The sequence below is a fragment of the Cupriavidus sp. WS genome, from assembly GCF_000395345.1.
Lineage (GTDB): Bacteria > Pseudomonadota > Gammaproteobacteria > Burkholderiales > Burkholderiaceae > Cupriavidus > Cupriavidus basilensis_B.
On record NZ_AQPL01000068.1, the window covers coordinates 1 to 6830 of the forward strand.

The following is a 6830-nucleotide window of genomic DNA, read 5'->3' on the forward strand; positions in this document are numbered from 1 at the left end:
GGGCGGCGGCGCGCGGAACGATCCACCCCGCCCGCCGCCGCCACGCCCGCCGCGCGTCAGGCGGCCGGCTTCTTCAGCTGCAGCGCCTTGTACTCGAGGAATTCCTCGAGCCCGTACTTGCCGGCCTCGCGCCCGTTGCCGGACTGCTTGTAGCCGCCGAACGGCGCCTGCATGTTGAACGGCCCGCCGTTGATGTCGACCTGGCCGGTGCGGATGCGGCGCGCCACGCGGATGGCGCGCGCTTCGTCGCCCGACCACACGCCGCCGCCCAGCCCGTAGATGCTGTCGTTGGCGATGCGCACGGCGTCTTCCTCGGTGTCGTAGCAGATGATCGACAGCACCGGGCCGAAGATCTCTTCCTGCGCCACGGTGGCCCGGGGGTCGACGTTGCCGAGCACGGTCGGCTTGACGAAGAAGCCCTTGTCCAGCCCCGCGGGCGCTTCCGGCCCGCCCGTCACCAGTTCGGCGCCCTCGTTCAGGCCGCGCTGGATGTAGCTGGTCACGCGCTCGCGCTGCGCGGCGGAGATCAGCGGGCCCAGGCGGGTGGTTTCCTGCAGCGGGTCGCCCACGGTGAAGGCATCGGCCACCTGCTTGGCGATGGCCTTGGCCTCCTCGTAGCGACCGCGCGGCACCAGCATGCGGGTATGGGCCGAGCAGGTCTGCCCGGAGTTGAGGAAACAGGCACTGACGGTGCCCTTGACCGCGGCCGGCAGGTCCGCGTCGTCGAGGATCACCGAGGCGGACTTGCCGCCGAGCTCCAGCGCCACGCGCTTGACGCTCTGCGCGCCCAGCTCGGAGACGCGCTTGCCAGCGCGCGTGGAGCCGGTAAACGACACCATGTCCACTTCCGGGTGGCTGGCCAGCACCTCGCCCACCACCGGGCCGTAGCCGGTCACGAGGTTGAACACGCCCGGCGGCAGGCCGGCGGCCTCGATCACCTCGGCCAGCACGAAGGCGTTGAGCGGCGCCACCTCGGACGGCTTGAGCACCACGGTGCAGCCGGCGGCCAGCGCCGGCGCCACCTTCAGCGTGATCTGGTTGAGCGGGTAGTTCCACGGCGTGATGGCACCCACCACGCCCACCGGCTCGCGCACCACCAGCGAATTGCCGACCTCTTCCTCGAACGTGAAGTTCTCCACCAGCTTGGCCGCCTGCGCCCAGTTGTAGACCGGGCCGCCGACCTGGATGGCGCGGGCCAGCTTGATCGGCATGCCGACTTCGCCGGCGATCAGTTGCGCCAGCTCCTCGCTGCGCTCCTTGAGCCCGTCCGCGATCTTGCGGATATAACCGGCGCGCACCGCGGGCGGCGTGGCCGACCAGGCGTCGAAGGCGGCGCGGGCGGCCTGGATGGCGTCCTCGGCGTCGCGCGCATGCCCTTCGGGGATGCGGCCCATGACGGCTTCGGTGGTGGAGTGGATGACGTCGATCTGGCCGGTGCCGTGGGGCACGACCCACTTACCGTTGATGAAGAGCTTGTCTCGTTGTTGCATGGCCACAGTTTTCAGTTGTTGAACAGGCGATTGCAAAATTTTTGTTACTTTTATGGTGCTCCACATTGTAGAGCGGTTTGGCGCCTCGTTTTTTTGCGGTGCGCCAGCCACCCGAACAACGTGGCGATAATCGGCCGAGCATGAGCCGAATCCGGGAACAGCGCGCCGCTCGCCGCTGCCGGCGCATAACAAGGGAGCAGACATGACCGACCCGGTGTTCCACAAGACCGAGCAGGGCCAGGACGAAATCCGCACGCGCGCGCGCAAGCTGGACCACAGGACGCGCGCGCTGCTGCTGATCGTCAACGGCGAGCGCCGGCGCAGCGAACTGCTGGCGCAGACCAGCGGCATGGGCGTAGGCCCGGAAGCCATCGAGGCGCTGCTGGAGGCCGGGCTGATCCACGCGGGCGCCGCCGCGCCGCCGGATATCGCCGCCCCGGCCGCCGCGCGCCGCGCCGGGCCGGAAGCGGCCGGCAGCGTGTTCCCGGCCTACGCCGCACGCGGCGTAGGCGGCAATGACGACGCCGGCCCCGCGACCTACCAGCAGCTCTATCACTTCTACACGGACGTCATCGGCCATCATCTCGGCCTGCGCGGCTACATGCTGCAGGTCAAGGTCGAGAAAGCCGCCGGCACGGCCGAACTCGCCGCGCTGCGCGGCCCGCTGTACGCGGCCCTGCACAAGGCCAAGGGCGAGATCACCGCGGCCGCCATCATCGACCAGCTCGACAGGATGGTGGGCGGCGAGGGGCGGATGCAGATCTGAACGGGCAAAAGAAAAAAGGGCCGCACACGGCGGCCCTCTTCTTCCATCAACCGGTCAACGCAACTCAGCCCGCGATACCCTGCGACTCCAGGTACTCGTCATACGTGCCCAGGTAGTCGGTCAGCGTGCCGTCGGTGCGCACCTCGATCACGCGCGTGGCCAGGCCGCTGACGAACACGCGGTCGTGCGAGACGAAGATCAGCGTGCCGGTGAACTTGTCCAGCGCGATCTGCAGCGACTCGATCGACTCCATGTCCATGTGGTTGGTCGGCTCGTCGAGCGCCAGCACGTTGTGGCGGCCCAGCATCAGCTTGCCCCAGATCATGCGGCCCTTCTCGCCGCCCGACAGCACCTTGACCGACTTCTTGATGTCGTCGGCCGAGAACAGCAGGCGGCCCATCGTGCCGCGCAGCGACTGGTCGTCGTCGCCGGCCTGGGTCCACTGGCTCATCCAGTCCATCAGGTCGCGGTCGTCCGGGAATTCCTCGTAGGTGTCCTGCGGCATGTAGCCGACGTTGGCGTTCTCGGCCCACTTGATCGCGCCGCGGTCGACTTCCACGCCGCGCTGCACGCCGTTCTGCACGGCCTGGTTGAGCAGGCTGCGCAGCAGCGTGGTCTTGCCGGCGCCGTTCTCGCCGATGATGGCCACGCGCTCGCCGGCCTGGATCGCCATCGACAGGTTGTCGATGATCCTGCGGTCGTAGGTCTTGGTGACGCCGTCCGCTTCCACCGCGAGGTTGTGCAGCTTCTTCTCGAACTCGAAGCGGATGAACGGGTTCTGGCGCGACGACGGCTTGAGGTCCTCGACCTTGATCTTGTCGATCTGCTTGAGGCGCGAGGTGGCCTGGCGCGCCTTGGACTTGTTGGCCGAGAAGCGGCGCACGAAGTCCTGCAGTTCGCCGATGCGCTCCTTGGCGCGCGCGTTGGCCGCCATCTGGCGCTCGCGCGCCTGCATGGAGGCTTCCATGTAGTCGTCGTAGTTGCCCGGGTAGACCTTGAGCGTGCCGTAGTCCATGTCCGCCATGTGGGTGCACACGGAGTTCAGGAAGTGGCGATCGTGGGAAATGATGATCATGGTGGAGTTGCGCTCGTTGAGCACGTCCTCCAGCCAGCGGATGGTGTTGATGTCGAGGTTGTTGGTCGGCTCGTCGAGCAGCAGCACGTCCGGGTTCGAGAACAGCGCCTGCGCCAGCAGCACGCGCAGCTTCCAGCCCGGCGCGACGCTGCTCATGGTGCCCTGGTGCTGGTCGGTGGGAATGCCCACGCCCAGCAGCAGCTCGCCGGCGCGGGCCTCGGCGGTGTAGCCGTCGTACTCGGCATACTTGGCCTCCAGGTCGGCGGCCTTCATGTAGTCCTCGTCGGTGGCGTCCGGGTTGGCGTAGATGGCGTCGCGCTCGGCGGCGGCGGCCCACATCTCGGTGTGCCCCATCATGACCACGTCCAGCACGCGCATGTCTTCATAGGCGAACTGGTCCTGGCGCAGCTTGCCCAGGCGCACGCCCGGCTCGAGGATGACGTTGCCCGAGGACGGCTCGAGGTCGCCGCCGAGGATCTTCATGAAGGTGGACTTGCCGCAGCCGTTCGCGCCGATCAAGCCGTAGCGGTTGCCCTCGCCGAACTTGACCGAGATATTCTCGAACAACGGCTTGGGGCCGAACTGCATGGTGATGTTTGCGGTAGAAAGCACGTCTGGAACCTTGTATGAATGAGGGGGCGCGGGCGGCGCGGCACCGGTGCGCACGGCACGGAACCGGCGCGGCGATGCCGCGGAACGCGCGCACGCGGCGAAGGGCGCGGTGCGCGGTCCCGGCATGCGGCCGGGAAGCCCGACAGAATCCCGGCCGGAGACCGGGAAATAACCCGCGATTTTACCATCCGCGGGCCCGGGAAAGAAGCGATCAGCCGCCGATGGGCATCAGATAGGGGCGGAAGCGGCCGCTTTCAACACCGGATAACCCGACAGCGCCAGCGAGAAGCCGTCCGCGCGTGCGCTCAACTGCGCCTGGCCGCCCACCGGCAGCGTCAGCTTGCGCGGGCAGTGGCCGAACGGCAGGCCGGTCAGCACCGGCACCGCCAGGCGCTCGCGCAGGTAGGCCACCACCGCGGGCAGGTCGTAGCCGTTGTCGTAGTCGGTCACGCGGTAGCTGGAGAAGTCGCCCAGCACGATGGCGCGCTGCGCGCCCAGCACGCCGGCCTGGTCGAGCTGCAGCAGCATGCGCTCGACGCGGTACGGCGGCTCGTTGACGTCCTCCAGGAACAGGATGCCGCCCTCGATGGCCGGCATGAAGCGCGTGCCCAGCAGGCTGCACAGCATGGCCATGTTGCCGCCCCACAGCGTGCCGGACACGGTGCCGCTGAACGGCTGGCCGCCGGCCTGCGGCGCGTCCACGCCGATGGTGTAGGCCGCATCGTGCATCACGCCGGCGAAGTGCTCCCACATGAAGGGGTCGACCACCTCGGTGCCGAAGTCCGCCAGCAGCATCGGCCCGGCGAAGGTCACGCCGCCGGTGGCCGCCAGGTAGGCCAGCTGGAACGCGGTGAAGTCGCTGTGGCCGACGATGGGCGTGCCGGCGGCGCGCGCCTGCTCGGCGATGCGGGCGAAGTCCACGCGCTCCAGCAGCCGCGCGATGCCGTAGCCGCCGCGCACGGCCAGCGTCAGCTCGCGCGGCGCGCCGGTGCCGATGGCGTGCAGGTCCGCGAGGCGCTCGTCGTCGGTGCCGCCGAAGCGCAGGTAGCGGCGCGCCAGCACGTCCGGGTTGCCGACATGGAAGCCATGCTGCCGGAGCCAGGCGCAGCCGCGCGCGGCGATGGCGACGTCGTGCGGATACCCCGACGAGGCGATCAGGCGGACCTCGGTCGGCGGCGTGGCGGAGTTGGCTGGTTGCGCTGGGTTCGGCATCGACTGGCTCATGCGTCTGGATCCGGGCTGGGGTCGGGGTGGCTTGGGTTGTCGCCGGTGGTTGTACCACAGCGCGCGCAGGCCGTGGGCGCGGCATCGGGCGCCTGTGCCGCCGGCTGTGGCTCCGGTTGTGGCGCCGGTTGTCCGGTGGATCGGGCAGACTGCTGCGCATCCTTCTGCGCGCGCCGCCTCGCCCCGAAGAACGCCTTGAGCATGCCGCCGCATTCGTCGGCCAGCACGCCGCCGGCGATGGTGGTCTGGTGGTTCAGCTGCGCCTGCCCGAACAGGTCGAGCACGCTGCCGGCCGCGCCGGTCTTGGGGTCGGCCGCGCCGAACACCACGTGGCGGATGCGCGCGTGGAGAATCGCGCCGCTGCACATCACGCACGGCTCCAGCGTCACGTACAGCTCGCACTCCGGCATGCGGTAGTTGCCGACCACCTGCGCGGCGGCGCGCAGCGCCTGCATCTCGGCGTGCGCCGAAGGATCGACCGAGCGGATCGGCAGGTTGTGGCCGCGCGCGATGATGGCGTCGTTCCACACCACCACCGCGCCCACCGGCACCTCGCCGGCGGCCTCGGCCAGGCGCGCCTCGGCCAGCGCGGCCCGCATGTAGCGGCGGTCGCGCTCGGCGGCGGGATCGGCGGCTTGGTCGGGCTGCCCGGCTGCGGGCGGTAGCGGCGCGTTCATCGGATCGGTCGGGTCGGTCGGATCTTTCGGGTCTGGCATGCGCGGCGCGGCGCCTCAGTCCTGCGCGGGCAGGCTGAACGCGGCGCTGACCTCGGCCCAGCAGTTCGGCGTCTCGAACAGCACCAGGCGCGTGAGCTGCAACTGGTGGCCGAAGCAGTCCTTGAACACCGGCGCGAGGATGTCGAAGGCGATCTGCGCCAGGTTTTCCACGGTGGGAACGGCTTCCAGCACCACCGTCTTGTGCCCTTCCATCGACTGCAGGAAATTCAGCAGCGCGGTATCGCCGCGATGGATCAGGAAGGCGTGGTCCCACTTGTCGACCAGGTGCGCGTTGGCCAGCGCCTTGATGTCACCGAAGTCCAGGATCATGCCTTCGTCCGAGGCGCCCGCGCTGCGCAGCACTTCGCCCGACAGCGTGAGGTCCAGGCGATAGCGGTGGCCGTGGATGTTGCGGCACTGGCCGCCGTGGTTGGGAATGCGGTGGCCGGAATCGAATTCCAGCCGGCGGGTGATGGAGACTTGCTTGTTCATGGATGCCGGTATGTGCAGGTGCGGTGATCGGGGCGGACGAAACGTTCGGGACGAGGGTCTGGACGATTGGCCGGGATCACCGGATACCTAGCAGCTTGTGGGTCTGCAGCGACAGGCGCCAGCGCGGGCGGCGCTGGCAGAACGCCACCGCCAGCGCGGTATTCTGCCGCGCCAGCGGGCCGTCCATCGCCTGCACCAGGAAATGGCGGAAATCGAGCCGCTCGTATGCGGCGAAATCCTGGCCGTCCTGCGGGATCACCACCTTGAGCTCGTCGCCGCGCGTGACCACCAGCTCGGCGCCCATCTTGGGGCTGACGCAGACCCAGTCCACGCCGTCCGGCACCGGCAGCGTGCCGTTGGTCTCGATGGCGATCTCGAAGCCGCGCGCGTGCAGCGCGCCGATCAGCGGCGCGTCGAGCTGCAGCAGCGGCTCCCCGCCGGTGCAGACCACCAGC

Annotated in this window: 6 protein-coding genes and 1 pseudogene; 1 reads left to right on the forward strand and 6 read right to left on the reverse strand. The window is 69.2% G+C overall.

What is annotated here, in order from left to right; all coding sequences use genetic code 11:
* Nucleotides 1–56: 56 nt before the first annotated feature.
* Nucleotides 57–1490, reverse strand: coding sequence for an aldehyde dehydrogenase family protein (locus K206_RS0106665; RefSeq protein WP_020201636.1), 1434 nt, complete (start codon nucleotides 1488–1490; stop codon nucleotides 57–59).
* A gap of 202 nt (nucleotides 1491–1692) precedes the next feature.
* Between K206_RS0106665 and K206_RS0106670 the strand changes: the two genes are divergently transcribed.
* On the forward strand, nucleotides 1693–2256 hold the full coding sequence (locus tag K206_RS0106670) for a hypothetical protein (protein WP_020201637.1): 564 nt from the start codon (nucleotides 1693–1695) through the stop codon (nucleotides 2254–2256).
* 64 nt (nucleotides 2257–2320) lie between these two features.
* Here the strand turns inward: K206_RS0106670 and K206_RS0106675 are convergent, their stop codons facing one another.
* The 5 genes and pseudogenes from K206_RS0106675 to K206_RS0106695 all read right to left on the reverse strand — a co-directional run.
* Nucleotides 2321–3943 (reverse strand): ABC-F family ATPase, encoded by a 1623-nt coding sequence (locus K206_RS0106675; protein WP_029043307.1) that lies wholly within the window; start codon nucleotides 3941–3943, stop codon nucleotides 2321–2323.
* A gap of 228 nt (nucleotides 3944–4171) precedes the next feature.
* Nucleotides 4172–5167 (reverse strand): muramoyltetrapeptide carboxypeptidase, encoded by a 996-nt coding sequence (gene ldcA / locus K206_RS0106680; RefSeq protein ID WP_231401570.1) that lies wholly within the window; start codon nucleotides 5165–5167, stop codon nucleotides 4172–4174.
* The gene (gene tadA, locus K206_RS37675; RefSeq protein ID WP_020201640.1) at nucleotides 5164–5844 is read right to left on the reverse strand and encodes a tRNA adenosine(34) deaminase TadA; all 681 of its coding nucleotides are present in this window, start codon (nucleotides 5842–5844) and stop codon (nucleotides 5164–5166) included. The genes ldcA and tadA overlap by 4 nt, the downstream gene beginning before the upstream one ends.
* Before the next feature lie 54 nt (nucleotides 5845–5898).
* Nucleotides 5899–6375: a 6-carboxytetrahydropterin synthase QueD gene (gene queD, locus K206_RS0106690; RefSeq protein ID WP_020201641.1), complete on the reverse strand. Its 477-nt coding sequence runs from the start codon at nucleotides 6373–6375 to the stop codon at nucleotides 5899–5901.
* A 76-nt stretch (nucleotides 6376–6451) separates the two neighbouring features.
* A pseudogene (locus K206_RS0106695) lies at nucleotides 6452–6830 on the reverse strand (7-carboxy-7-deazaguanine synthase); the annotation flags it as partial.

Excerpts from the sequence above, each read along its gene's own strand:
- K206_RS0106665 (WP_020201636.1), bottom strand. The coding sequence starts at position 1,490 with ATGCAACAACGAGACAAGCTCTTCATCAACGGTAAGTGGGTCGTGCCC.
- K206_RS0106670 (WP_020201637.1), top strand. The coding sequence starts at position 1,693 with ATGACCGACCCGGTGTTCCACAAGACCGAGCAGGGCCAGGACGAAATC.
- ldcA (WP_231401570.1), bottom strand. The coding sequence starts at position 5,167 with ATGAGCCAGTCGATGCCGAACCCAGCGCAACCAGCCAACTCCGCCACG.
- tadA (WP_020201640.1), bottom strand. The coding sequence starts at position 5,844 with ATGAACGCGCCGCTACCGCCCGCAGCCGGGCAGCCCGACCAAGCCGCC.
- queD (WP_020201641.1), bottom strand. The coding sequence starts at position 6,375 with ATGAACAAGCAAGTCTCCATCACCCGCCGGCTGGAATTCGATTCCGGC.